At 48.7% G+C, this 23,810-nt stretch carries 21 protein-coding genes; 9 read left to right on the top strand and 12 right to left on the bottom strand.

Annotated features, from left to right (window positions below; genetic code table 11):
• Positions 1–11 precede the first annotated feature (11 nt).
• From AC1S5B_RS06115 to AC1S5B_RS06130, 4 genes are all read right to left on the bottom strand, one after another.
• The gene (locus AC1S5B_RS06115) at positions 12–3,008 is read right to left on the bottom strand and encodes a glycerol-3-phosphate acyltransferase (protein ID WP_482034793.1); all 2,997 of its coding nucleotides are present in this window, start codon (positions 3,006–3,008) and stop codon (positions 12–14) included.
• Positions 3,009–3,121: 113 nt separating this feature from the next.
• On the bottom strand, positions 3,122–3,589 hold the full coding sequence (locus AC1S5B_RS06120) for a bactofilin family protein (protein WP_482034794.1): 468 nt from the start codon (positions 3,587–3,589) through the stop codon (positions 3,122–3,124).
• A 223-nt stretch (positions 3,590–3,812) separates the two neighbouring features.
• Positions 3,813–4,895 (bottom strand): photosystem II q(b) protein, encoded by a 1,083-nt coding sequence (psbA, locus tag AC1S5B_RS06125; protein ID WP_482034795.1) that lies wholly within the window; start codon positions 4,893–4,895, stop codon positions 3,813–3,815.
• 468 nt (positions 4,896–5,363) lie between these two features.
• Positions 5,364–5,555 carry a hypothetical protein gene (locus tag AC1S5B_RS06130; protein ID WP_482034796.1) on the bottom strand — a complete coding sequence of 64 codons (192 nt, stop codon included), beginning with the start codon at positions 5,553–5,555 and terminating at the stop codon, positions 5,364–5,366.
• A 178-nt stretch (positions 5,556–5,733) separates the two neighbouring features.
• On the opposite strand from AC1S5B_RS06130, the gene AC1S5B_RS06135 reads away from it, so the two are divergent.
• From AC1S5B_RS06135 to AC1S5B_RS06145, 3 genes are all read left to right on the top strand, one after another.
• Positions 5,734–6,207, top strand: coding sequence for a hypothetical protein (locus AC1S5B_RS06135; protein ID WP_482034797.1), 474 nt, complete (start codon positions 5,734–5,736; stop codon positions 6,205–6,207).
• 13 nt (positions 6,208–6,220) lie between these two features.
• Complete coding sequence (locus AC1S5B_RS06140) at positions 6,221–7,024, top strand: prohibitin family protein (protein ID WP_482034798.1); 804 nt, start codon at positions 6,221–6,223, stop codon at positions 7,022–7,024.
• A 118-nt stretch (positions 7,025–7,142) separates the two neighbouring features.
• Complete coding sequence (locus AC1S5B_RS06145; protein WP_482034799.1) at positions 7,143–8,468, top strand: hemolysin family protein; 1,326 nt, start codon at positions 7,143–7,145, stop codon at positions 8,466–8,468.
• Between the two features lie 87 nt (positions 8,469–8,555).
• Here AC1S5B_RS06145 and AC1S5B_RS06150 read toward each other — a convergent pair whose 3' ends face one another.
• Both AC1S5B_RS06150 and AC1S5B_RS06155 read right to left on the bottom strand, forming a co-directional pair.
• Entirely contained in the window at positions 8,556–10,121 is a 1,566-nt protein-coding gene (locus AC1S5B_RS06150; RefSeq protein ID WP_482034800.1) for an NAD(P)H-hydrate dehydratase, read from the bottom strand.
• The gene (locus tag AC1S5B_RS06155) at positions 10,121–10,942 is read right to left on the bottom strand and encodes an SPOR domain-containing protein (RefSeq protein WP_482034801.1); all 822 of its coding nucleotides are present in this window, start codon (positions 10,940–10,942) and stop codon (positions 10,121–10,123) included. The genes AC1S5B_RS06150 and AC1S5B_RS06155 overlap by 1 nt, the downstream gene beginning before the upstream one ends.
• Before the next feature lie 527 nt (positions 10,943–11,469).
• Here AC1S5B_RS06155 and AC1S5B_RS06160 point away from each other — a divergent pair.
• Positions 11,470–13,506, top strand: a complete 2,037-nt coding sequence (locus AC1S5B_RS06160; RefSeq protein ID WP_482034802.1) for a GAF domain-containing sensor histidine kinase — start codon at positions 11,470–11,472, stop codon at positions 13,504–13,506.
• A 22-nt stretch (positions 13,507–13,528) separates the two neighbouring features.
• On the opposite strand, the gene AC1S5B_RS06165 is transcribed toward AC1S5B_RS06160, so the two are convergent.
• The gene (locus AC1S5B_RS06165; RefSeq protein WP_482034803.1) at positions 13,529–14,320 is read right to left on the bottom strand and encodes a glutathione S-transferase family protein; all 792 of its coding nucleotides are present in this window, start codon (positions 14,318–14,320) and stop codon (positions 13,529–13,531) included.
• 401 nt (positions 14,321–14,721) lie between these two features.
• On the opposite strand from AC1S5B_RS06165, the gene AC1S5B_RS06170 reads away from it, so the two are divergent.
• Both AC1S5B_RS06170 and AC1S5B_RS06175 read left to right on the top strand, forming a co-directional pair.
• On the top strand, positions 14,722–15,717 hold the full coding sequence (locus AC1S5B_RS06170; protein WP_482034804.1) for a COX15/CtaA family protein: 996 nt from the start codon (positions 14,722–14,724) through the stop codon (positions 15,715–15,717).
• A 164-nt stretch (positions 15,718–15,881) separates the two neighbouring features.
• On the top strand, positions 15,882–16,853 hold the full coding sequence (locus AC1S5B_RS06175; protein WP_482034805.1) for a heme o synthase: 972 nt from the start codon (positions 15,882–15,884) through the stop codon (positions 16,851–16,853).
• 20 nt (positions 16,854–16,873) lie between these two features.
• On the opposite strand, the gene AC1S5B_RS06180 is transcribed toward AC1S5B_RS06175, so the two are convergent.
• Complete coding sequence (locus tag AC1S5B_RS06180; RefSeq protein ID WP_482036623.1) at positions 16,874–17,059, bottom strand: hypothetical protein; 186 nt, start codon at positions 17,057–17,059, stop codon at positions 16,874–16,876.
• On the opposite strand from AC1S5B_RS06180, the gene AC1S5B_RS06185 reads away from it, so the two are divergent.
• Positions 17,013–17,777: an IS1 family transposase gene (locus tag AC1S5B_RS06185; RefSeq protein WP_482034382.1), complete on the top strand. Its 765-nt coding sequence runs from the start codon at positions 17,013–17,015 to the stop codon at positions 17,775–17,777. The genes AC1S5B_RS06180 and AC1S5B_RS06185 overlap by 47 nt on opposite strands.
• On the opposite strand, the gene AC1S5B_RS06190 is transcribed toward AC1S5B_RS06185, so the two are convergent.
• Positions 17,667–17,948, bottom strand: a complete 282-nt coding sequence (locus AC1S5B_RS06190; RefSeq protein ID WP_482034806.1) for a DUF29 family protein — start codon at positions 17,946–17,948, stop codon at positions 17,667–17,669. The two genes, AC1S5B_RS06185 and AC1S5B_RS06190, sit on opposite strands and share 111 nt — an antisense overlap.
• Before the next feature lie 240 nt (positions 17,949–18,188).
• Here AC1S5B_RS06190 and AC1S5B_RS06195 point away from each other — a divergent pair, with 240 nt between their 5' ends.
• On the top strand, positions 18,189–18,488 hold the full coding sequence (locus tag AC1S5B_RS06195; RefSeq protein WP_482034807.1) for a type II toxin-antitoxin system HigB family toxin: 300 nt from the start codon (positions 18,189–18,191) through the stop codon (positions 18,486–18,488).
• Positions 18,472–18,876: a helix-turn-helix domain-containing protein gene (locus AC1S5B_RS06200; RefSeq protein ID WP_482034808.1), complete on the top strand. Its 405-nt coding sequence runs from the start codon at positions 18,472–18,474 to the stop codon at positions 18,874–18,876. The genes AC1S5B_RS06195 and AC1S5B_RS06200 overlap by 17 nt, the downstream gene beginning before the upstream one ends.
• A gap of 33 nt (positions 18,877–18,909) precedes the next feature.
• Here the strand turns inward: AC1S5B_RS06200 and mutS are convergent, their stop codons facing one another.
• The 3 genes from mutS to zds are packed head-to-tail and all read right to left on the bottom strand — an operon-like array spanning position 18,910 to position 23,719.
• Positions 18,910–21,723, bottom strand: coding sequence for a DNA mismatch repair protein MutS (gene mutS, locus AC1S5B_RS06205; RefSeq protein ID WP_482034809.1), 2,814 nt, complete (start codon positions 21,721–21,723; stop codon positions 18,910–18,912).
• 60 nt (positions 21,724–21,783) lie between these two features.
• Positions 21,784–22,248: an SRPBCC family protein gene (locus tag AC1S5B_RS06210; protein WP_482034810.1), complete on the bottom strand. Its 465-nt coding sequence runs from the start codon at positions 22,246–22,248 to the stop codon at positions 21,784–21,786.
• A gap of 1 nt (position 22,249) precedes the next feature.
• Complete coding sequence (zds, locus tag AC1S5B_RS06215) at positions 22,250–23,719, bottom strand: 9,9'-di-cis-zeta-carotene desaturase (RefSeq protein ID WP_482034811.1); 1,470 nt, start codon at positions 23,717–23,719, stop codon at positions 22,250–22,252.
• Positions 23,720–23,810 lie beyond the last annotated feature (91 nt).

Genomic DNA, 23,810 nt, shown 5'->3' on the forward strand with positions numbered 1-23,810 from the left:
CTATCTATTTTCTATAGCAAAATCTCGACGGTGCCTTGCTGTCCATCAATGCGAATCATTTGTCCATCTTGTAATTGTTGGGTGGCGTTTTGCACATCCATCACGGCAGGAATGCGATATTCTCGTGCCACGATCGCCCCGTGAGAGAGCCGCCCCCCAACCTCAGCAATGAGGCCGCCTGCCCTGGCTAATAAAGGTGCCCATCCCGAATCGGTGTAAGGAACAACGAGAATGGTATCTTTCCCAATGTCAGGCAGTGCTACTAACGTCCTGACAATTTTAACTCGCCCTTCTACAATGCCAGCACTCGCACCAATTCCTTGAAAATGCTGAACAGTCGGTCTTTGGCTCAATACGGGTGTGGGTGGCGAATTGCCGTAAACCAAAAAAGGAATATAGGGTAGAGCGCGATCACGCTCCAATTGCGATCGGCGCTGAGCAATGACATCATTTGCACTCGTCTTAAACGCTAACTCTTTCTGTTCAATCAACTGCCGGATTTCTTGAATTTCTAGATAAAAAATGTCTCCTGACTGCAATAACTGTTCCCTGTCTAGCCACTGCTGCTCCACCGCCACAAAACTCCAGCGTAGTTCAGCTAACAACCGACTATAAACTTCCGTGACTCGACCTTTAATAGTCATCCGACTCTGAACCGTATGCGCCAGCCCTGAAAGTTGAGTAGGTGGCAACGGTGCAGAAGGTGGGGTACTACAAAATTGAGCAAACAATTCACGGATAGGAGCGGGTGCTTCCTTCCAAGTAGGGACTGCAATATCGGTGCCTACTTCACTGAGGTAGCCATATTGTTCTAGTAACTGGTCAAATTTCGCCAGAATGATTTGCCCGTTAGAGGTTAAATTCAGCGCATCAAACAACTCTACAGATGAGAGTGGCGTATCTTCGGCTAGGAGTGGCAAGATTGATCGAGCAGAATTAGCCAATGCTTGCAGCGATCGCAAGGCGGCAATTTCTGGAGTCGCACTATTGTCTAAACTGGCATCATCTACTTTGAACACTGCTTTTCGCAGCGCTGCGCTCAGTGGAGCCAAAATACTGTAATACGTCGCTTGTTTGAGGAGGTCTAAAATAAAATCAATTCGGTTTAGTAACTCAAACTCGGTTAAGTCCTCCACAGGGTGCTGTGCAAATTGGGTTAAGGCTGGAGTCATTTGCAGACGATCGCACTGGGTAAAATCTTTCACCAAGCTTAATTCACGCCCTAGCAATCGGATTAATCCAACCGAATTTCGGAGCGTTGACACCAGTGGCGGCTTGCTAAATTTTGCACCTTTCGTTAAAAACTCTAAACTTTCCGGTGGCAGACCCATTTGCCGAAAAGTTTGCCCCAATAGAGACGCATTGAAATAAGCGCGGGAATAATGCAGCGTTGCGGTCTCATCAAAGTTTAGTCCCTGCGATCGCTTGCCCAAAACTAGGGTAAACAGATTGCCCCACACGCCACAGGTCAACGGACGATTAATCGACCAAGTAAGCGGACGAATGAATCCTGGAATCACCTCTGCAGCTATTTTTCGCGTCCAAATCGGCAATAGCGTTGTAATTGGACGACTTTGCAATAGCCAAAGGGTTTGCCCATCATAGCTCCACTCTAAATCTTGAGGAACGCCTTGATAATGAGCTTCCAACTTTCTTGACCAATAAGCGACCTGCTGAATAATTCGAGGCGGCACTTCCCCAACTCCGTCCACCTCTAAAATCAAATCGTCTGGCATAATCCAGGGTTGCGGCGGGTTGGGCGATCTCGCGATTCGTGAAACGCCCTCTACGGAAATCGATGACTTGTCAGTTCGCGACAGCACCTCATCTTCCACAAATACACGATAGGTTTCTGGTGTTAACCTACCAGAAACTACCTGACTTGCATTTCCAGGTAATGCCTCCACTACAACCATCTCCCCACTTTGAAGAATGGGATCACGACTAAAAGCAACGCCTGAGAATACCCCGCGAATCTGCTGCTGAATCAGAACCGCTATTGAGCTTTCCGGTACTCCTAAATCTCGGCGATATTGGGTGGCAGCAGATTGGTCATAGGACTTGAAACAACGATTAATCGCGGGCTGCAATTCTTCACGTTGTTTAATGTCAGAAATACTCTCATATTGCCCCGCCGCTGATGCCGCCTCGGAATCTTCTCCGATCGCCGACGATCTCACAATCAAAGGAAACTGAGGCGATGGATTTAATGCTGCAATTAAAGACTGAGGATCATCCCCCGCCGCCAACACCCAACCCATCGGCACGGGATAGCCCAATTTTTTGAGATGGGCAAGTGTTGCTGCTTTTTGTCCGTAAATATGAACATCCAACAAATCATCCAAAGAGCGGATCGCTTGATGCCGAAATGAATCCTTCAAGGAATCCCCCTGAAAAAACTTAAATGCACTACGAGAACTAGCCTGAACGGACTGAGAGTTCAAATTCAGATCATCAGGAATTTTGGTATAAATCCAGCCTAACAGGAATGCCAAAAACGCTGTTGCAACAATCAAATCTGGCTGTTCTGGATGGAGTAAAACGGTCACTAGAATCAACAATCCTAAGACACCAAACTGAGCCTGTTTGCGATCGCGCAACACTGTAAAGCCAACGGCACCTATTAAACAGACAAGACCTGCAACTACCGGATCATGAACACAATAACCCCAAACTACATTCGTTGTTCCTGCACTGCCGCCCACCCAATAGCGACCCATCACCAGCGCAATCAGTGCCACGACTTCCCACACTGCATCAGCCGGAAAAAAGAATCTTGCCAGCAAAACAGCCGCAATCCCCTTCAACGCTTCTGCACAAACTGCTAATATTCCTGCAAAACGCCCACCATGATAAAAAGCCGCAGACACACTGACATTGCCAGTACCCAGCGTTCTCAAATCTTTCGCGAAAAAAACCTTCGTAATCCAAAGGATCAGCGGCAGCCCACCCAACACAGGGCAAACAACAAAGATCACTAGAGCGCCCCAAACTTGAATCAGCGTCATCAGCTTGCTTTTTAATCAAGGCTTTCAATCTATATGCTATGTGACGATGTAAACAAGTAATCCTGTCACTCGGATAACCAACCTGCTCTTCTACTTTAAGCCCCTTAAATCGGCTATTCTCGACTTGCCATCAACTCAGGTCTATTTTGAGTTCCAGGTAAGACCTTTGCGTCTCCCGTTTCGATATAGCCGACATAACATGCACCCGCTTCAATGTCGAGAGAGTTCGCCACTACGTCACCTTCTAAACGAGCAGCCCGACTAAGCGTGAGCCGTCCTTGTGCAACCACTCGCGCTTTAATCACACCATGCACAACCAGATTACGAGCGCGCACCTCGGCTCCCTCCACAAGACCTGTTGCAGAAATCTCCATATCACCACTCACATCCACCGTGCCATGAACAATTCCATCTACTCGAAGATCTCCATCGACATGAAGATTTCCTTGGAACTCGCTATTTGCAGCTAGATAGGTCAGCGAGGATGTAATTTTACTTTTACCCTTATTGAACATAATCTTCTCCAAATAAACGCGAAAGCGTTGGCTGAGATCGGCAATTAAATTATTGGGTAGTGCCATTCCCCTCGTCTCAATCTCATCTATCACTTAATGACATCCTACTGATACAAAGAGATTTTCGCAGGGTTTAAAGAGACTTGTGAAAATCATTAGGATTCCGATCCGTTAGATGAATGCTACAAGGTTACGAGTGAATCTGGTAGCAAATTATTTATTCATTAAAAAGCCCTCCCCAGAGAGGGGAGGGCTTAGGTTCATTCATTCAACAGAGCGAGTCAGAAGACTAACCGTTGATGGCAGGTGCCACCAGTGCAACAGGTGTCGCTTCACCCGCAGCCAAATCCAAGGGGAAGTTGTGCGCATTGCGCTCGTGCATCACTTCCATTCCCAAGTTGGCACGGTTCAATACATCTGCCCATGTGTTCACCACTCGTCCTTGCGAGTCAATGATCGACTGGTTGAAGTTGAATCCGTTCAGGTTGAATGCCATGGTGCTGATGCCCATCGAGGTCAACCAGATGCCGATTACAGGCCATGCCCCCAAGAAGAAGTGCAAGGAACGTGAGTTGTTGAACGACGCATACTGGAAGATCAACCGTCCGAAGTAGCCGTGCGCTGCAACGATGTTGTAGGTCTCTTCTTCTTGCCCAAATTTGTAGCCGTAGTTCTGGCTTTCGGTTTCGGTCGTTTCACGCACTAACGAGGAGGTCACCAATGAACCGTGCATTGCACTGAACAAGCTGCCACCGAATACCCCTGCTACGCCCAACATGTGGAACGGGTGCATCAAGATGTTGTGTTCCGCTTGGAAGACGAACATGAAGTTGAAGGTGCCGGAGATGCCAAGGGGCATGCCATCTGAGAAGCTGCCTTGTCCGATGGGGTAGATCAAGAAGACTGCGGTTGCTGCTGCAACGGGGGCGGAGTATGCAACGCAGATCCAAGGACGCATTCCTAAACGGTAGGAGAGTTCCCATTCCCGTCCCATGTAGCAGAAGATGCCGATCAAGAAGTGGAGGACAACGAGTTGGTAAGGTCCACCGTTATACAACCATTCGTCTAAGGATGCGGCTTCCCAAATCGGGTAGAAGTGCAAGCCAATTGCATTGGAGGAAGGGACGACTGCACCAGAAATGATGTTGTTGCCAAACATCAAGCTGCCTGCAACAGGCTCACGGATGCCGTCGATGTCTACGGGAGGTGCAGCGATGAAGGCGATGATGAAGCAGATGGTGGCAGAAAGCAGGGTGGGAATCATCAATACGCCGAACCAGCCTACATACAGGCGGTTATTCGTGGAGGTGACCCATTCGCAGAAGCTCTGCCATACGGACTGGCGCTCGACGCGCTGTAATGTCGTAGTCATGGTTTTATAATTGCGGTAGGAACTGGGATAAATAATTTCGCTAATTGCTTAGCTATGAACACAATGTAACTGCTTTGTTAAGCATTGTAAATAGTATTAAGAAAGGATTTTCTTATACCTAACATAAGACAGCTTTATCAGAGCTTTTAGTAAAATCAAACATTTCCATATCATTGATTCAGCCTATCTAACGCGCTTCTTCAGACTGGTCGATTCACCAAGAACTCCTGATACGTTTGGAAGCTCTGTCTCCTTAGAGCAGGGAGGAAAAATGAACGAGCGGCTTTAGCCGCCTTTATTCTATTCACTTGTAGTGGAATTGTGAGATGAAACGAGCTCTGACCATTGTTTGTAAGCTTCAACCTACTCCAGAGCAAGCCGTTAAAGTGGATGCTTTGTTGAAGGCGATCGCAGCTACAGCACCCGGATCGCGCTGAACAAATCTCCTAGCAGATGTAAAAATACGCCCTACACGTTCAAATCTGGGTGGCTGTGTCCATGCAGCAATCGCACGCTGATCAGATTGGCAATCAACGCTAGGCTATGGCTCCAAACTCCGATCGCCACATCGGCAGTGGCAGTCAAAATGACAAGACTCCAAGCAATCATCAGCGATCGCAATTTTGGCAGCGGTTTTTGAGAGACTGAATCGGATACCAAAGCTTTTCCTATCGCCTAGTAGGCTTCCATCATACATAGATACAAAAGCCGCCCAAATGCTTCTTATCATACTCAAGCAGGGCGATCGCCCCTGGTTGCTAAACAATTTCTGCAAAATTTAGTCGTTGTAGAATGAATCGTTTATCTTCGTAGAGATTCTATCGAGCTTGGATTATCTATGGAACAACTGAGAATAGAAAGACGGTGGATTGGGGCAGCATGGTTGGGCGCGATCGCGGCTTTGAGCAGCAATTTTGCAGCGATCGCGATTAGTCCCCCATCATCGCCGATTCGTGTGGATGATATCAGGACGGGGCAATTGGGGCGATCTCCGATCGAGGGCAAACTGGCTCGACGAAACCAAAACTGCCGCCGAATCGTTGCAGATCGCTCCATCCCGTTTAATGACGTGGCGGAACCTGGAAACAGGTTAGGTAGCCTAACCAGAGGAGATAAGGTTGAGCTATCGAATGGAACTAATACAATTCTGGGGGTTGATGGGCGATCCTATATTGGGATACGGATTCCTTTCATCGCATCTTCCTACAATCGTCCTGCCCAACGAAGTGGCTATATTCCAGCCCGCTATCAGGACTACGATGGGGTCATGCGGACTACACTAGGAGCGTGCCCAATTCGGGCATTATGGTAACAAAGAAGCTGATATGAAAAGTCAAACAAACTGGCAGACCACCGTGCTGCTCTTTCTGGCGGCGATCGCCTTGCTGATTGGGCTAAATGCTTATGTAGTCATTAACCCAGGCGAAGCGGGAGTGCTGAGCATTTTAGGAAAGGCAAGAGACGGAGTTTTGCTAGAAGGCATTCATCTAAAACCGCCGCTAGTTTCACGGGTGGATATGTATGACTTAACGGTGCAAAAGTTTGAAGTTCCGGCTCAAAGCTCTACCAAAGATTTGCAGCAGTTGACCGCCAGTTTTGCCATCAACTTCCGCCTTGATCCGGTGCAGGTTGTTAACATTCGCCGCACCCAAGGGTCGCTGCAAAATATCGTCTCCAAAATCATTGCTCCTCAAACGCAAGAATCCTTTAAAGTCGCTGCTGCCCGACGCACAGTGGAAGAGGCAATTACCAAGCGAGACGAATTGAAGCAGGATTTTGATATTGCCTTGGGGGAACGGCTGCAAAAATACGGCATTATTGTGCTGGATACCAGCGTGGTTGATCTGACTTTTTCGACTGAGTTTTCTAAAGCAGTAGAGGAAAAGCAAATTGCGGAACAGCGTGCTCAACGGGCAGTTTACATTGCTCAAGAAGCGGAGCAGGAAGCAGAAGCGAATGTGAATCGGGCAAAAGGACAGGCAGAAGCTCAGCGATTGCTGCGAGAAACACTGACCCCAGAACTGCTGCAAAAGCAGGCGATCGACAAGTGGGATGGCAAATTTCCGCAGGTAATGGGTGGCAATGGCGCACTGCCGTTTATTAACCTGGAACCCGGAAAATCGACTTGATTACCCAGCAAAAAATCGCGCTGTCTCAGACCTTTAAAAAATAAGCGGTGATAGGTAAACAGAAGTCCGATACTGAAGAGCGTAGAATGTAATCTTTAGGAGTAAAAATCTTTCCAGTATGTCTTCTGTTGTCACTGAGATTGCTCTCATTTTTGCGTTGATAATCGCCAACGGTGTTTTTTCAGGGTCGGAACTGGCAATTCTTTCTGCCCGCAAAATCCGGTTGGAGCAGATGGTCAAACAAGGCGACAAAAGGGCGCGTATGGCGCTGAAGCTGGCAGGCTCTCCTAATAATTTTCTGTCCACCGTTCAAATCGGCATCACTTTAATTGGCATCCTCAGCGGGACTGTGGCTGGAGCAACTCTGGCGCAGCGGTTGGAAGATATCTTTAAGACTATTCCTCTGCTGTTGCCCTACAGTAAACCGCTCAGCATTCTGGTGGTGGTGAGCGCGATTACCTATTTGTCGTTGGTTATTGGCGAACTGGTGCCTAAACGAATCGCGCTCAACAACCCCGAAAAAATTGCTTGTAGCGTTGCGGGTCCTATGCGATCGCTCTCTATCTTGATGGCTCCAGTGGTGCACTTACTGAGTGTGTCAACGGAGGGGCTGCTAAAACTGCTCAATATTCAGGCATCGAATGAACCTGCTGTGACGGAAGAAGAAATCAAGGTGCTGATTGAACAAGGCACTGAGGCGGGAATGTTTGAGGAAGCGGAACAGGAGATTGTGTCGCGGGTGTTTCGCTTGGGCGATCGCGCGATTAAAACCTTGATGACTCCGCGCACGGCAATTTCATGGCTCGATATTGCAGCACCCTGGGAAGAGAATCAACAAGAAATCTTAGACAATACCTATTCTCGGTTTCCAGTGGCGCAGGGAAGTCTGGATAACTGTTTGGGCGTTGTCAGAGCGAGGGATATTTTATCTCTGCAATTGGCGCAGGCACCGATTGATCTGAATAACCTGCTGAGATCGCCGCTTTACATTCCCGAAAACAGCCGCGCCCTCAAAGTGCTGGAAACCTTTCAAGAATCAGGCACTCACATTGCCCTGATCACCGATGAATATGGCGGCATCGAAGGATTAGTGACGCTGAATGACTTAGTGGAGGCGATCGTCGGTGAATTGCCTTCCGTAGAAGACGATGAAGAACCCCAAATCATTCGGCGGGAAGATGGCTCCTGGTTGTTAGATGGTTTGTTGGCGATCGAGCTGTTAAAAGAATTATTGGAACAGGAAACTCTGCCGAAGGAAGAAGAGGAGCATTACCATACGCTGGGTGGCTTTATTATGGCGGTTTTAGGACGAGTCCCCACATCGGGAAACTTCTTTGAGGCGATCGGCTTCCGGTTTGAAGTGATGGATATGGACGGAACGCGAGTGGATAAAGTGCTGGTAATACCATTATCGTCGGAAATGCCCCCAGAAGTAGAGGTTTGATTTGGGTTGTAGGGTGTGTTGAGTCTGGCGAAACGCATCCATAGAAAATGATTTTGGGTGAGAATAGTCTGCCGGAAGTTAAAGCCTCTACCAAACCTGCGATAGATATTGGGTCAACGTGTAAGCATCCACGCCCAATTCTGTTCGTTTTTGCGCTGCCAAAATTCCGGCTTGAGCGTGCCACCAGGTTGCGGCTTGGACGAGGGAGATATGAGGTGAGGAAGAGGGGTCGGGTGTCAGGGGTCGGGTGTCAGAGGCGGAGTGCTGAGCTAAAAGTCCGCCGAGTAAGCCTGTGAAGACATCGCCACTGCCGCCACGAGCGAGGGCGGGGGTGCTGTCGGGGTTGATCCAGGTGGTGAGAGAGTCAGAAATAATGGTACGGGCACCTTTGAGCAAGACGATCGCCCCGGTTTGGGTGGCGGCTTGTTGAGTGACTGTAATCCGACAGGTTGGGTTTTCAGCAAGATCAGGAAACAGGCGTTTGAATTCTCCCCAGTGCGGCGTGAGAATGGTTGCCGCCGATCGCGGTTGCAATGTAGCCACCGGATTGCCACTGGCGAGATAATTGAGTCCATCCGCATCCAGCAGTAAGGGGCGATCGCTGTCCAATACGCACTGCACTACGCTACCTGCATCGCTGGTTAAACCGGGACCACAGGCGATCGCGCTATAGGTTTCTAGATTGTCTATGGGCAGGTGAGCGATCGCGCCTGATTCTGTTTCAGGACAGCCTATAATCAGCGCTTCCGGTAGCTGGGCAGTCAAAATTGGCTTCAGCGATTCTGGCACCGCAATCGATAACATTCCGACTCCGCTGGCACGTGCCCCTAATCCTGCCAAAATCGCCGCTCCAGCATACTGCCGAGAGCCACCGATCAACAATAGGTGCCCCATCGTGTATTTGTGTGCTGTGGCAGGACGATGTAAAGGGAGATGGGCGATCGCGCTTTCCCTCGTAATCCGGTACACCTTGGGCGATTCACCCACTACTGCCCAGACATCCGCCAAGGGCACATCAAAATCGATTAGTTCTGCGCTGCCCACAAACTTGAGCGCCTGATCTTGCAGCAACCCCTGTTTCCACAAGCCTAAACAGAGCGTATGGGTCGCTTGAATGGCGCTTCCTAACGCTTGCCCTGTATCGGTATGCAATCCCGACGGCAGGTCAATGCTGACCACGGGTTTGCTCCAAGTATTCACCTGATTAATGACGGCGACTAGATTCGTGGATAGCGATCGGTCTAACCCAATGCCAAAGAGCGCATCAACCAGAAAATCGCAGTCTCGCAATGCGGCAACCTGATCCACAAAGGAAATTCCTAAGCTTTGGCAGTAGTTGGCATGGTATCCAGTAAGTTCCTTGAACCGGGTTGCGGGGCAGTAAACCGAAACTAAGTAGCCGCGAAAGTGTAACTCCCGTGCAACGACTAGCCCATCTCCGCCGTTGTGCCCCGATCCAACTAACACCCCAACTCGCGATTTTTGATCGGGATACAAATCTATAATCCGCCGGACGATCGCGATCGCCACTTTTTCCATCAGGGCTGCTACGGGCATTCCCGCTGCAAAAATACGCGCTTCCACTTGGCGCATTTCCGCAGCCGTCACCACGATCTGCTGAATCTGTTGCTGCCGATCAGAAAGAACCTGCATTATCTCGAATAAAACACGCGTGCATCCATGCCGCCGCTGCGGAGATAGCTACTGACGCTTGCCGCTTCTGCTTGCTGGGTGAAGGGACCCACCGCCACATGAGGACCATTCGGCGATCGCCGAGTTTGAATGGCTTCTGGACGGACTCCCATCGTCATCATTTTGTTCGTGATAATCCCATAGTTTTCGGGCGGCGTGGGAACGACCACTTGATAAAAAGGAACCCTAGGCAAATCGGCATTCAGAGCATTTGGATTAATGCCCATTGCTGGATTGCCCATAGCTGAATTGGGAACATCAGGATACGTTGGGGGCATGATCTGGCTTTGGTAACCCACCGTTGCCGTGACTACTTGGGCACCAATTCCCTGCTGATTCAAAACGGTCACTCGCTGTTGGGCTTCTGCTGCCGTACTAAATACACCTGCCTGAACCACCCGTTTGCCTTGATACTCCCGCACGAATGACGCAGCATCGACGCGCTGAATTTGTTGCAGTAGATAAGGACTATCTCCATTCACCAACACTTGATAGCTGGCAGTGTTTCCTGGAAGAGCGCTGCCTGGAAATTGGGCAGGAGCCTGAAAAGTGGCTTCCTGTGGCGCATTTAGCATTCCCGGTATAGGCTGCATTCCCGGCATAGGCTGCATTCCCGGCATGGAGTTGATAGGCTGCAAAGAAGGCAAAGGTGATAGATTGGGCACCGATGGCGGCGGCGGCAATGCCTGCTGAGCAAGACTGATGGGAGCCACGAGCAATGATCCCGCGATCGCGCCTGCAAAGATTAAGCCAATCGTATTTCTTGTTTGTTGCGTTGTCATAACCATTGCCCCACATCATCAGCCTTTATGGAATGCCATGTTACACGCAGAATTTAGAATTGAGGCAACAAAAAAGCGAAAAGCTACAAGCAGTGCGAAGTGTGCGGCAATACTTCTTCATCATCTTAAACAGACAAAAAATAGTCGAAAAAAGAAGCTTAACTCGCCAAAGAAAGCAGTTCTAGCTTCAAGCAATGTCCTATAGGAAAAACTATTTTCTTTAGGAAAATTTTCTTTTTAAGATTGTCTTAAGGAAAAAAACCGTGTTTTCCGAATGGCATCCCTCAGAAATTCACGCAAACTTAAAGACTTAAAGTCTTAATCACAACTTTTCTGTGGCAATCTCACAGATCACCTTGGTCTAAGAAGTCGGTCTTAATAAAATTAGTCTGATCTATTTCATTCTTATTAAGTTTTCTAAACGCTAGGAGGTTTAGAACAGCGTGTTAATAGGCATTTAGGCATCTTAATTAATACCCAGAAAGAAGCAGATTTGATTAAGAGTTATTAAATAAATTATTAAATAAATGGATAGTAAAAATGCAATGGAAGCTCATACAACTGTCAACTTTTCTCCACTAAATCGATCGCCCTTAGCTGAACCTGACCCAATCACTCAACAAACTGTAGCGCAACAAGCAGCAGAGCTTTCTTATATAATGCGACAGTTTCAAGCCGTGAATTCAAAGCAAGAACAATTAAGTGAACAATTAGACTGGGTTCAGGAACGCGATCGCGTTCTCCATGAAATTACACGCCTCATTCATCAATCCACTGATATTAAAAAAACCTTTCAATTAACCGTTCAAAGTATTCAAACTTTTTTAGAAAGCGATCGCGTCTGCGTTTATCAGTTGCATAAAGATTGGAGCAGTTCTGCCGTCACAGAAAGTGTGGTGCCGCCCTATCCGTCTCAGTTGGGATACGTAATCTGCGATCAACTCACCTCTGACCAAGCGGCAATTCAAGCCAATCTTCAAGGACAAGCATCGCTGATTAACGATGTTAGAGCGGCGGGTCAAGGCAAAGTTTGCACTGTTGGCAGCTACCAAACGATCGCGATCGACAGCAGCACTCTCAAGCTACTAGAGTTTTTTCAAATTCAAGCTCGGCTGGCAGTTCCTATTTTTCGAGGTCAGGAGATTTGGGGCGTGCTGGCAGTCCATCAATGCTCTATCCCTCGCCAATGGCAGGAACGCGAGGTGCAATTTTTACACCAACTAGCAACTCTGTTGGGTATGACGGTAGAACGGGCGCGTCTACGAAAACAAGTGCGCCAATTGCAGGCAAATATGGACTATCAAGCACAAGAACACTCTCTCCGGCTGCAACAAGCTCTAGAGTTTGAGGCAAAGCTCAAGCGCATTACTGATCACGTTCGAGACAGTTTGGATGAAAATCAGATTTTGCAAACTGCGGTACAAGAACTAGCATCCGTTGCAGAAATTCAGTTTTGTCAGGCGGTGTTATGCAATTTAGAGCAGCCCTTTCAAGCCAACCGAGATCGCGAATACATGGCAATTTCTTTATCAGAGATGCCACCAACCGAAGTGTTTCATGGGTTTCCGGCACTGTCTGAACAGGTGCAACAGGGACAATTTTGTCAGTTTTGCCCAACCGAACCGTTTCTAAACCCAGGACAAAGCGCCATCTTTGCTTGTCCGATTTTTGATGATCAAGGCTATTTAGGCAGCCTGCGGCTCTATGCACGGCGAAGCCACATTTTCGATGAGCAAGAAGAGCACTTAGTGCAGCAGGTTGCCAGTCATTGCGCGATCGCCATTCGTCAAGCTCGTCTTTATCAAGCGGCTCAAACCCAAGTCAAAGAACTAGAGCGCTTGAATCAGCTTAAGGATGATTTTTTAAGCACCGTCTCCCATGAATTGAGAACACCCCTCTCCAGTATCAAAATGGTGACTAATCTGCTCAAACTAATCCTTGGTGAAGCTCCAGAAGATGCACTGCCATCCTTTTCCGAAGAGCGGGCTAATAAAGTGAAGCAGTATCTCAAGGTGCTAGAAGACGAATGCGATCGCGAAATTGTTTTGATCAACGATCTTTTGGCAACCCAGCACCTCAATGCAGGCGTACACCCCCTCAGCCTTGGAACCATTCGTCTAGAAGACTGGACATCGCATATTGTTGAAACCTTTCAGCATCGCGCTCAGACGAATCAACAAACTCTCACAATCAACCTAGCTGGTAATTTGCCACCGCTTGTTTCAGATTCATTTATCCTGACCCGAATCTTAGTAGAACTATTGAACAACGCTTGCAAATATACGCCCGCGAACGGAAGCATTAGCCTAGCCGTTAAAGTCGAATCGTCTCAGTTTGAATTAGTAGTGCAAAACTCTGGCACAACCATTCCAGCTAGTGAACTCAACCACGTTTTTGACCCTTTCTATCGGATTCCTAACAATGATCCTTGGAAACAAGGCGGCACGGGCTTAGGACTTTCCTTAACCAAAAAGCTGGTCGAGTATCTTGGCGGCACCATCACCCCCAAGAGCGCTTCAGATCAAGTCTGCTTCATCGTTGCATTGCCTTTTGTGAGCGGTTAGCTTTTGCTTTTGCGTCTTGCCTCTAATCAATAGAAATCGAGGTCGGACGTGCTCCACTTGAGGGCATTTCAGTTAAGGGTTTGCGATAGTCAGCATAGAGCTTATCTCGCCAGTCAAAAAATGGCTTAAAGGTGCCAATGTCAGCAATGCCAGTCACGCCTTTACCCTTAAGCGACTCAGGAATATTGAGATAGTGACCCTCAGGAAACTTGACGTACATGGTTAACCCTGCGACCGCAAAATCTGCCAGGGTGGGATGGTCGGTGACTAAATAGGGTTGCTCTAGCAAAATGAAGCATAGTGCGGCAAGATCACGCTTCATGGCATCGTGAGCCGATTTAATCGCATCGGGACCCAAACCCACGCCCAACCCGAAAAAGCTAAACAAATCGCTAGGAACTGAGCCTACCAAGTTTTTGAGGAAATCAGGCGTATTGGATGGAAGGACGGCTGTACGAAAGCTTTGATCTTGCCCTAAGGAACCAATTAGGCATTTGCGAGCGTTCAAACCAATCGATTCATCTGCCCATTGTTCCATCATTAGGCATAAGCCACGCAGCTTAGGATCGTGAGGAATAATCGGTTTATCAGGATACTGTTTGTCTAAATATTCTGCGATCGCTGTGGAGTCTGCGATAACTTCACTGCCGTCTTTCAATACGGGCACTTGTCGTTGTCCCGACATTTGCATCAGATCCAACTGACCCATGCCAGGGGTGACGTTAATTTTGCGATACTCCAATCCTTTGTAGTCCAAAATTAGGCGAATCTTTTCGACATAATGGGACATCTCAAATTGGTATAGCTCTAGCATTCACCTTTTCTCCAACACAGATAGCACTGATACTCTAGCGTCAAACCTTCTCAAAGGGTGAGTCGTCATCGTCACTCTTTAGATAGATTCTCAGAAAATTAAGTGTCTGGTTTTAGACCTATGCTCTTAACAGGTTTGGAAGTAATGTGATCCGATGCATTATTCCATAGCGATTAAAAATGTGTTAATGAACACTCGTTTCTTTAAATCAAGGATTTGCAGAATCAAAACTAATCGGAAGAAATTGCTAAATCTTACACATTAAGTTAGGCAAACTTACTACAGTGATAACTATTGCGAAGAAGCGATGCCTCATCGAAAATAACCTTTGGGTGAAGGATGAGCGATGACTCAGGATTATTTTAAGAAGCGCGTGATTTTTGGAATGAGGTTAAACGCTCATGGTTGACATTACCTTCTACCAGCGAATGGATGATAAACCTTCTCGCCCTCGCGAATGGATTAGTCGATTTGTGCTGGGAATGGCAGGGGAAACGCTGTTTCTGATGGCGTTGGGAAGTGCGACCCGTGTGATGAATGCAGGGCTAGCGTGTCCTGATTGGCCGCTTTGCTATGGTGTGCTGGTGCCTCAAAAGCAGATGAATCTACAGGTCTTTTTGGAGTGGTTTCATCGGCTGACGGCTTCTTCGATGGGGCTGTTTGCGATCGCATTGGTCGGCTTTTGTTGGTGGTATCGCCGAGATATGCCTAAATGGGCACCCTGGATGTCATTGTTAGCCCTGTTTTTAGTTGTCTTTCAAGGCATTCTAGGGGCGTTTACCGTCACTGAACTGCTGCGATTTGATATTGTGACGGCGCACTTGGGCACTGCCCTGCTGTTTTTCATTACGCTGCTGTCGATGGGAGTTGCGCTTCAGCCCTATCAAGGAACTGGAACTGCGGGCAAGCTGCATTTAGTGGCTGAGATCGCCGCAACTTGCGTGTATATTCAAAGCATTTTGGGGGCACTCGTTGGCTCCCAATGGGCGCTGCACCAATGCTTGAGCGATTCGACGTTGTGTGGTGTGATGCATACTCACTTGGCTGGAGTGGTTCCTGCGACCCTAACTACGCTGACCTTGACTGTTTGGGCATGGCGCACTCCTGCCCTGCACCCTAGCCTGAGACGGTTAGCCAATGTTGCCGGAAGTTTGCTGGTGCTGCAAATTGCTTTAGGAGTTGCGACCTTCAAGTTACGGTTACAGGTAGAACCCTTGACTATTGCCCATCAGGCGATCGGGGCAGGGTTGCTAGGCGTGCTGGTGACCTTTGCCGTGTTGGCGTTTCGAGATGTTGCCACCCCTGCTACGGTGATCCTGCCTACCGCTGATTCGCCGATTGACTCTGTGTCCATGAGTCCGGCGATCGCTAGCCCAGTCGATGGACAGCTTGCTTAAGTCCTAGTACAGTCAACGGCAGCAGTTGTGTTTATCTCATGTGCTACTTGTTAACTCTCTGAATAATTGACTGAATTCACTGACTTAAATCAATCCCCTGCATCACCGATGCACTGAATCGAACCCATGGCATCGGTGAATCATTTTGTGAGGAACACTCGAAAATGCAAGAAACTCTCTCTACAACGACTCGGCACCACGACAATCTCATTCAAATTATTCAAAGTTACTATCAACTTACGAAGCCTCGGATTATCCTACTGCTGCTGATTACTACCGCAGGCGGTATGTGGATTGCCGCAGAGGGACAGGTTGATCCGGTGCTGCTCTTAATTACGCTCGTTAGTGGTGCGTTTGCTTCTGGGGCGGCGAATACCGTCAATTGCCTCTACGATCGCGACATTGATTACATCATGGAACGCACTCGGCATCGCCCTCTCCCCTCAGGTCGAGTGCAGCCGCTTCATGCGCTGATCTTTGCGATCGTCCTTGCCGTAACTTCCTTTACGCTGCTCACGGTTTTTGCTAATTTGCTAGCCGCTTGTCTCGCCATGTCGGGGATTGTCTTTTATGTGCTGGTCTACACCCACTGGCTAAAGCGTCATAGCACCTGGAATATTGTGATCGGGGGGGCGGCTGGAGCGATTCCGCCGCTGGTTGGATGGGCAGCCGTCACCGGGGATCTAAGCTGGGCAGCCTGGGTGCTGTTTGCCATTATCTTTTTCTGGACTCCACCCCACTTTTGGGCGTTGGCGGTGCTAATTCGCGATGATTATGCCAAGGTAGGTGTGCCCATGCTACCCGTCGTCGAAGGAAATGAACCCACTGCTCGCCAAATTTTTTACTATACGCTGGCACTGATTCCCGTGACCTTGCTGCTGGTTTATCCGCTGCATGTGATGGGTGCTGTGTATGCCGCGATCGCCCTGTTGCTGGGCGGTATCTTTGTGAAAAAGGCATGGCAACTGATGGAGACTCCATCTGATTTGCAAGTCGCGCGATCGGTGTTTAAGTACTCCATCTTTTACTTGATGCTGCTCTGTGCTGGCATGGCATTAGATAGCTTGCCCGTAACCCATCAATTCACGGCTCTATTAAGTGAAAACTTGCAAAGCCTAGTGAATGCATTATCTTGACCCAACACCGGCACTCAACTTCACAAAAAAGGATTACGCAGGACGAAAATTAGGATTGAGCGATCGCTCAAGGTCGTAAGGGCAAGCTTCGGGGGTAGTGCTTTTTCGTAAAGGGTGAGGGAAAATAGAGCCAACGGCTTAAGTAAACCGAGATCAACCATGAAACCATACTTAATCTGTCCGAATTGTGGATCGGATGACATCATGAAAAACGGGACAACTCGCCGGGGCAAGCAAAACCATAAATGCCGAGACTGTGGTCGTCAGTTTGTCGAAGATCCCCAGTGGAAGCCCAAGGATCAAGATACCAAGGCTCTAATTGATCGGTTATTGCTAGAGCGGATTCCTTTAGCGGGGATTGCTAGAGTCCTGAAGCTGTCGGAAAGTTGGTTGCAACAGTACGTCAATCAGACCTATGAGCAGGTGCGCCAACAAGCTGAGGTGCTGCCCAAAACAACCGCAAGGTTGACGGTTCAGATGGATGAGTTGTGGTCTTTGGTGGATGACAAAGGCAATAAACAATGGGTTTGGTTAGCAATGGATGTAGCGACCCGCGAAATCATTGGGTGTCATGTCGGTGATCGTTCTGCCGAGTCAGCGCAAGCCCTATGGGATAGCCTGCCGCGCCGCTATCGACAATATGCCCGGATCTACACCGACCACTGGGAAGCCTATGCCTGTGTGCTACCGAGCAAACGACATTTTGCAGTAGACAAGGATTCTGGGTTAACCAGCTATATTGAGCGGTTGAATAACACGTTACGACAACGCATTTCACGCTTAGTGCGCCAAACTTTATCGTTCTCGAAGAAGTTAGAGAATCACATTGGAGCGATTTGGAATTTCATTCATCACTACAATCAAAAGATTCGAGAGCAATTGCGACGGGAGCAGATGGTTTCTTTTTCTCCATCCTTTACATAATGACACTACCGCTTCGGGAAAGGTATTTAAGGGTAAACCTGTTTCGTCAGCAGCTTGCTCACAAGCATTGGTGTAGCACTCAGCAAAGACTTCTTGTAGGTAAGGAAACAGGCTGGGCGAGTCTTTCAGGTCGTCGTTGATGCTGAACAGTTGCTTCGATCCATTGCACAAAATCAGTTTTGTAAAGACTTGTTTGGCTAGTTGAAGTTTCGATCATCATTGATCAGCCTCCTAATGTGAAGGTTGGCTCTATTGTAAAAGAAACTGCTTAAGACCGGAAAACTACCCTATTCACAGGCTGACAACTTCAACGAATAGCCTTTCTTTGACGTGATGGTCTGCGTTGAGCAAGCGGTCAAGCCGAGAGAGATTAGGCTCTCTGGTAGACTCAAGAAATGATACTGGTGAGTGATGCACATTATTAGCCGTAAACAGTTACGGGAGTTCTGCCGCATACACGCTAACTCTTGTGAGGCGCTTGATGACTGGTTCAGGACAACTAGAAAAGCTGAGTGGAGAAATTTAGCTGAGGCTCAAACGGTCTACGGCAAAGCTGAGGCGGTCGGAAATTTTACAGTTTTTAACATCAAAGGGAATACCTATCGCTTGATCACCAGTATTAACTATGAAAAGCAAATTATCTATATCAAGTACGTTTTAACTCACGCCGAGTACGACAAGGACACCTGGAAAAATGATCCCTACTATTAATTCAGAACGGTATGGCGAGTTGTTGTATCAGTATCAGCCTCGAATTATTAGAACAGAGGCAGAGAATGATACCTTTTTGGCGGTAGTAGAAGAGTTGATGGCGCACTCTCAGTTAACGCCAGAGGAGGATGCATTGTTGGAACTTTTAGTGAAATTGATTGAGGAGTTTGAGGAAAGCCACTATGCAATTAATCTGTCCACTCCTAGGTCAAGACTGACGCATCTAATGGACGCATGGAACTTGGAGCATTCTGACTTGGTGGAAGTGTTGGGTTCAATAGAGGTTGTGGCGAATCTTGTAGAGGGTCGCTCAGACATTAATCCATCACAAGCTAAAGCATTAGGCAAATTTTTCCATGTTGATCCAGAATTACTACTGTCAAAGTAATGAATTCTTTTTGTCCATAAATGATCGTCCTGCTCAACCGAAAATGTCTAACTGTTCGTCTGACTGGACGGCATATTTGCTAGCTTTTTCTTTCACAGATTGTTCGGACTGATTGCTTTTGCGTAACCCGATCGCGATTTTGCTGTGCTTTTCAATCTGGGTCATCACCTGTTTGGCGCGATCAATAACGGAGGAGGGTAATCCTGCCAAGCGTCCGGCTTCAATGCCATAGGAGCGATCGGCTCCACCGGGCTGCACTTTGTGTAAAAACACGATCTGATCGGGTAGCTCCTTTACCGTCACCTGATAGTTTGCCACGTTGGGCAGAATTGAGGCTAACTCATTGAGTTCGTGATAGTGAGTGGCGAAGATAGTTCTTGCCTGAATTTCTGTGGCTAAATATTCTGCCACTGCCCAGGCGATCGACAAGCCATCAAAGGTTGCCGTGCCGCGCCCAATTTCATCTAGCAACACCAGCGATCGCGGGGTAGCGTGGTTCAAAATATTTGCTGTTTCATTCATTTCCACCATAAACGTAGATTGTCCGGTTGCCAGATCGTCTACTGCGCCCACACGAGTAAAAATGCGATCGCAAATTCCCAACGTTGCCGCCTGCGCTGGCACATAACTACCCATTTGCGCCAATAGCTGAATCAATCCGACCTGTCGCAGATAGCAACTTTTACCGCTAGCGTTCGGTCCAGTCAAAATGACTAAATCAGGCGCAAGTATCGAGTGTCGAGTGCCGAGTGCCGAGTGCCGAGTGTCGGAGGTCGAATTTTTTTCTTCGTCATGAGTCCTTCGTAATTCGTCCTTCGCAATTCGCCCTTCGCCATTCCCTAATTCTGTGGAGTTGGGCACAAAAAATCCGGCGGGCAAGGATTGCTCGACAACAGGATGACGACCTTCAAGGATTTGGATTTCTCGTCCTTGGGTCATTTGAGGGCAGCAGTAGCCCTGGATAACCGCGAGTTCTGCTAAGCCGCATAGACTATCAGCGGCGGCGACTGACTTGGCAACGGTGCGAATTAGCTCGACGTGGGTGCCGACCTCTAAACGCAATTCGGCGAAGATCTCATATTCCAGGCGATTCAGTTCATCCCGTGCGGCAAAAATTCGGCTTTCCCGGTCTTTGAGTTCCACGGTAATGTAGCGTTCTTCATTGGTTAGGGTTTGTTTGCGCTGATAGTCGTCTGGGGTTTGGGTGGCTTTGGCGCGAGAAATGCTGATGTAATAGCCAAAGGTTTTGCTATAGCCGACTTTGAGGGTGGAAATTCCGGTGCGATCGCGCTCGGTCGCCTCCAGATCCCGAATCCAGGTTTGGTCGTCGTCCACTTGTTGCCGCAGTTCATCCAGTTTAGTATTCACGCTAGGGCGGATTAGGTTGCCTTCGGTGAGGGTGAGGGGGGGATTTTCGGTGAGGTGAGATCGCAAGTGTCGCCCTAAAGCTTCTAATTGGGGCGGCACGGATTGCAAATCTTTCAAGTAAGGAGATTCTGCCTGGGCGACCACCATTGCCAAATCGGGTAGCCTGCCGAAGGAGTCTGCCAGGGCAGTTAAATCTCGTGCGTTGGCGGTGCCCGATCCGGCGCGACCGGCTAATCGTTCTAAGTCGTAAATTTGCTTCAGCACTTTCTGAACGGTTTGGCGCAAAGCACTTTTATTAACCAGTTCTGCGATCGACTCTTGCCGCGCCTGAATTTCTGACAGCTTAAGTAAGGGTTGTAGCAGCCAGCGTCGCAGGGATCGGCTGCCCATTGCGGTCACTGTGCGATCGAGTGCCCAGAGTAATGATCCGTGAAAGGTAGAATCTCGTGCAGTTTGCGTAATTTCTAAGTTGCGTCGTGTTTGATAGTCGATCGTTAAAAATTCGGTCAGCGTGTAAGTACACAACGGCTGGAGCGGAACTTGTTGACGGGCGAAGTGCGGGGTGCGGGGTGCAGAGCGTTTTTCCGGCTCACCCACGCCTCGTTCTGACGTGGATTCGAGGTATTCTAGCAAACCGCCTGCGGCTCGAACCGCCAAGGGCAGATGATCACAGCCCACGCCTTCGAGCGATCGCAGCTTAAATCGCTGTAATAATCGATAGCGCGCTTCGGATAGCACAAATGAGGATTGCGATCGCAGCGTATAGCAAAACTGGGTGGGCAGACAATCGGGCAATTGCTCAGAGCGTTCACCGGGACGCAGCAAACTGACTAAATCGGGGGCATTGGTAGGCACGAGGACTTCGGCAGGCTGGAGTCTCAGCAATTCTTGAGTCAGTTGATCTAGACCTTCCGATTGCGTAGTCAAAAACTCGCCCGTGGAGACATCCGCATAGGCTAAGCCCCAATGATTTCCGGCGATGACGATGGCGACCAAAAAATTGTTGCGCCGTGCATTCAGCATTCCCTCTTCCAGCACAGTGCCCGGAGTAATCACCCGTGTCACTTCCCGCTGCACCAACCGCCCCTGAGCTTCGGCAGCATCTTCGGTTTGGTCGCAGACTGCCACCGAAAAGCCCTTTTCCACCAGTTGGGCACAGTAGCGATCGAGAGCATGGTGGGGAATGCCAGCCAGTGGCACTTGCCCAATTTCCTCACCCGCGTGTTTAGCGGTTAATACCAGTTCTAAGGCACGGGCGATCGCGATCGCGTCTTGAAAAAAGGTCTCATAAAAATCGCCAATCCGATACAGCAGCAGTGCGTGGGGATATTGGTCTTTGATCTCCACATAATGCCGCATCATCGGCGTAAGCGCCTCGCGATTCACATCCCGATGGTTGGCATATCGCACCTGATATTTCACCAACCGTTCGGGTAGCCCTTCTGTAAGCTGAGTTAAATCAGCAGCCGAATCCGTCATGGGTTACCCATAATGCACCAGTATTAATGACTTTAACGCAAGCTCTATTTAAGCGGGAATCTAGGTCGCTGTCTCTGATGCCTCAGCCTTCGCCTGTAGTGCATACACTCGAAATCGCTCCATGTCAGCATGGAGCGTTGATTCCACAATCCGTCCGACAAACAGGTTATCCATGAGTTGCAGCAAAAAACCAGGCGCAGAATAAGCAACGGTTAATTTGACAATACTGCCTTGCTCACCGCGATCGTAAAAGCGAATCGCCCCCCGATTGGGCAAGCCATCCACCGATTCCCACTGAATGATTTGGTGGTACTCTAACTTCGTAATCCGAGACAGCCAGGTAAAATCGAACCCGCCTGTTGCCAATTTCCAGCGGGATAGATCTTTATCGTCTTCTAAAATTTTCACCGAGTCGATCCATTTCATCCACTGAGGCATCTGCTCCAAATCAGACCACAGACTCCACACAAGATCAATCGATGCATCAACTTCAATTTGAACCGAATGTTCCAGCCAGTTGGACATATCAATACCTAAACAGCCCCTCTCCCTTTACCTTATAACCTGTTGGCTCCAAAATGGCTTGGGCGGCTTGCATTCCAGAAATAGTCGCGCCTTCCATGCTATCAATGTAGTCTTGGGCGGTGTAGCTGCCAGCCAGGAAAAAATTGGCGATCGGGGTTTTTTGGGAAGGACGGTAGGGGTCCATACCGGGTTGTTCGCGGTAGAGAGATTGCGCCAATTTGACCACTCCATACCAGGTCATGGTCAGGTCGCGGGAGGACGGGAACAGGTCGTGCAGTTGTTTGAGGGCATGTTGGGCGATCGCCTCATTGCTCATTTTAATAAAGGGATCGCCGGGAGTTAATACCACCTGCATCAAGGAACCCTGCCCTTCGCGATAATAATCTTTAGGGCTGGTCAGCGCCAGATCCGCAAAGCAAGAAAAGTCGGCATCGGCACTATAAAGCAGGTTATCTAATCCAGCCGCATGGTTGACTTGGTGGCGCTGTTCATCATCTTGCATCTCGGTAACCCAACCATCAAACCGCAGTTGCACGGTGACTACAGGCACGGCTTCAAGCTGATAAATATTGTCAAACTCCTGCCATTTGCGCCATTCTGGGGGCAGCAAGCGCTGAATGCCAGGAATATCACAGGCAGCCAGGTAAGCATCAGCAGTAATGGTTTCCTCATCCTCTCCGTTCGCCGTGACAATTCCGGTTACTAGCGTTTCGCCGCCCCCTTCTTCAAACAAAATGCGGCGGGTTTGGCGGCGAGTATGGAGTTTCGTGCCCCGTGTTTCTAGGTAGTCAATGATGGGCTGATGTAAATATTCAGCGGGGGAGCCTGCTAGCAGGTTCAGGCGGGAGGCTTCGGTTTTGGTTGCAAACATCAGAAAGATGGTAAGCATACAGCGGGCAGAGATGTTTTCGGTATCAATGAAGCCCAAGGCAAGGGCGATCGGATTCCACAAACGCTTGAGGCTGTTCTGAGAACCCCCGTGGCTGCGAAACCAGTCGGCAAAGCTGATGCTATCTAATGCTCGAATCCATTTCATGGCGGCATCGTAGCTCACTAATCCGGGAACGACGGGGCTGGTGCCCAGGGCGATCGCGTTTTGCACTTTATCCCGCGCTGTCAATTGACCAGTCGTGAAAAAAGCTTTTAGACCATGGAAGGGTGCTCCTAGCAAAAACCGAAAATCTAAGGTGTCAATTTGTCCACCGCGATTAATGAAAGTATGAACATGCTCTTTCGGCAACAGGTTGTCAAATGCCCCGACCCGTTTCATCAAATTAAACAGATTGGCATAGTTGTTGAAAAATACATGCAGCCCCATCTCAACGTGATTGCCGTCTGCATCGATCCAACTGCCAACCTTGCCACCGATAAACGATCGCGCTTCAAAAAGCTCAACCTCATGTCCCGCATCAGTGAGTTCTACGGCTGCTGCCAATCCGGCTAGTCCTGCACCTACGATCGCAACGCGCATGTTGTTCTTCTCAAATATCTATCAAATAAGGAGGCGGTGAAGGCAAGGTGAGCCGTCAAGGACTCTTTTCTTACTCCAACACTTTACATAT

It is taken from the genome of Leptolyngbya sp. CALU 1928 (assembly GCF_056784215.1).

Bases quoted from the DNA above. Each gene is read 5' to 3' on its own strand.
- AC1S5B_RS06115 (WP_482034793.1), bottom strand. From the start codon at position 3,008: ATGACGCTGATTCAAGTTTGGGGCGCTCTAGTGATCTTTGTTGTTTGC.
- AC1S5B_RS06120 (WP_482034794.1), bottom strand. From the start codon at position 3,589: ATGGCACTACCCAATAATTTAATTGCCGATCTCAGCCAACGCTTTCGC.
- psbA (WP_482034795.1), bottom strand. From the start codon at position 4,895: ATGACTACGACATTACAGCGCGTCGAGCGCCAGTCCGTATGGCAGAGC.
- AC1S5B_RS06135 (WP_482034797.1), top strand. From the start codon at position 5,734: ATGGAACAACTGAGAATAGAAAGACGGTGGATTGGGGCAGCATGGTTG.
- AC1S5B_RS06140 (WP_482034798.1), top strand. From the start codon at position 6,221: ATGAAAAGTCAAACAAACTGGCAGACCACCGTGCTGCTCTTTCTGGCG.
- AC1S5B_RS06145 (WP_482034799.1), top strand. From the start codon at position 7,143: ATGTCTTCTGTTGTCACTGAGATTGCTCTCATTTTTGCGTTGATAATC.
- AC1S5B_RS06150 (WP_482034800.1), bottom strand. From the start codon at position 10,121: ATGCAGGTTCTTTCTGATCGGCAGCAACAGATTCAGCAGATCGTGGTG.
- AC1S5B_RS06155 (WP_482034801.1), bottom strand. From the start codon at position 10,942: ATGACAACGCAACAAACAAGAAATACGATTGGCTTAATCTTTGCAGGC.
- AC1S5B_RS06160 (WP_482034802.1), top strand. From the start codon at position 11,470: ATGGATAGTAAAAATGCAATGGAAGCTCATACAACTGTCAACTTTTCT.
- AC1S5B_RS06165 (WP_482034803.1), bottom strand. From the start codon at position 14,320: ATGCTAGAGCTATACCAATTTGAGATGTCCCATTATGTCGAAAAGATT.
- AC1S5B_RS06170 (WP_482034804.1), top strand. From the start codon at position 14,722: ATGGTTGACATTACCTTCTACCAGCGAATGGATGATAAACCTTCTCGC.
- AC1S5B_RS06175 (WP_482034805.1), top strand. From the start codon at position 15,882: ATGCAAGAAACTCTCTCTACAACGACTCGGCACCACGACAATCTCATT.
- AC1S5B_RS06185 (WP_482034382.1), top strand. From the start codon at position 17,013: ATGAAACCATACTTAATCTGTCCGAATTGTGGATCGGATGACATCATG.
- AC1S5B_RS06180 (WP_482036623.1), bottom strand. From the start codon at position 17,059: ATGATGTCATCCGATCCACAATTCGGACAGATTAAGTATGGTTTCATG.
- AC1S5B_RS06195 (WP_482034807.1), top strand. From the start codon at position 18,189: ATGCACATTATTAGCCGTAAACAGTTACGGGAGTTCTGCCGCATACAC.
- AC1S5B_RS06200 (WP_482034808.1), top strand. From the start codon at position 18,472: ATGATCCCTACTATTAATTCAGAACGGTATGGCGAGTTGTTGTATCAG.
- mutS (WP_482034809.1), bottom strand. From the start codon at position 21,723: ATGACGGATTCGGCTGCTGATTTAACTCAGCTTACAGAAGGGCTACCC.
- AC1S5B_RS06210 (WP_482034810.1), bottom strand. From the start codon at position 22,248: ATGTCCAACTGGCTGGAACATTCGGTTCAAATTGAAGTTGATGCATCG.
- zds (WP_482034811.1), bottom strand. From the start codon at position 23,719: ATGCGCGTTGCGATCGTAGGTGCAGGACTAGCCGGATTGGCAGCAGCC.